The organism is Rhodococcus sp. 14-1411-2a, from assembly GCF_002259485.1.
Lineage (GTDB): Bacteria > Actinomycetota > Actinomycetes > Mycobacteriales > Mycobacteriaceae > Rhodococcoides.
In genome coordinates, this window is record NZ_NPGA01000006.1 from 1 (window position 1) to 871 (window position 871).

The 871-nt window shown below is 62.8% G+C and carries 2 protein-coding genes; both read right to left on the reverse strand.

What is annotated here, in order from left to right; translation table 11 throughout:
- Nucleotides 1-507: biotin carboxylase N-terminal domain-containing protein (locus CH291_RS01890; protein WP_306437666.1), on the reverse strand; the 507-nt coding region annotated here is incomplete at its 3' end.
- A 14-nt stretch (nt 508-521) separates the two neighbouring features.
- Entirely contained in the window at nt 522-776 is a 255-nt protein-coding gene (locus CH291_RS01895) for an acyl-CoA carboxylase epsilon subunit (RefSeq protein WP_094686584.1), read from the reverse strand.
- Between the last annotated feature and the right edge of the window lie 95 nt (nt 777-871).

An 871-nucleotide genomic window follows, 5' to 3' on the forward strand; every position in this document is an offset into this window, starting at 1 on the left:
GAACGCGGCTTTGATCGCGATCGGCAGGCCGTGTTCGTCGACGAAGGCGAGGATTTCGTCGGCGTCTTTGACCGGTTCGGAGGTGCCGGGGACCGAGGGGGCTTTGGCGCGGGCGGCGATGTGGCGGGCGGTGACCTTGTCGCCGAGGTCGCGGATGGACTGCGGGGACGGTCCGATCCAGATCAGACCGGCATCGATGACGGCTTGGGCGAAGTCGGCGTTCTCGGAGAGGAATCCGTAGCCGGGGTGGATGGCGTCGGCCCCGGACTTGGCGGCTGCATCGATGATCTTGTCGATCACCAGGTACGACTCCGCGGAGCTCTGACCGCCGAGCGCGAACGCCTCATCGGCCAGACGGACGAACGGTGCGTCGGCGTCGGGTTCGGCGTACACAGCGACACTGGCCAACCCGGCATCGGCCGCCGCCCGGATCACCCGCACCGCGATCTCACCACGATTGGCGACAAGAACCTTCGAGATTTTCTTATGGGAAGTCGAGGTAGTCATGTACTGAAATTCCTTCACTGGCCATATCGGGCATTGACGAAAAGAGCTGGGGCACTTGAAAGTCCGTAGCGATGCATGTCTTCCGGGCGACCCCACAGATCGATTGGGGCCGGCAATTCCTCGGCCACCGACGGCTGCGCGGCAGTCAAAACCGCAACGAGAGCAGCGATCTCGACGTCCGTCGGACTTCCGCGAAACGACCAACTGACCGACGCCGCATCATGATTCGCTTCGTCGCTCGCTGCGTCATGATTCGCTTCGTCGCTCATAGTGGGATGTTTCCGTGTTTCTTGGGTGGGAGGGTGACTTGTTTGCGTTCGAGTAGTCGTAGTGCGGTGACGATCTGGCCGCGGGTGTGGCTGGG

What these genes read in the sequence shown, in the direction of transcription:
- CH291_RS01895 (WP_094686584.1), bottom strand. Translation starts at nt 776, where the DNA reads ATGAGCGACGAAGCGAATCATGACGCAGCGAGCGACGAAGCGAATCAT.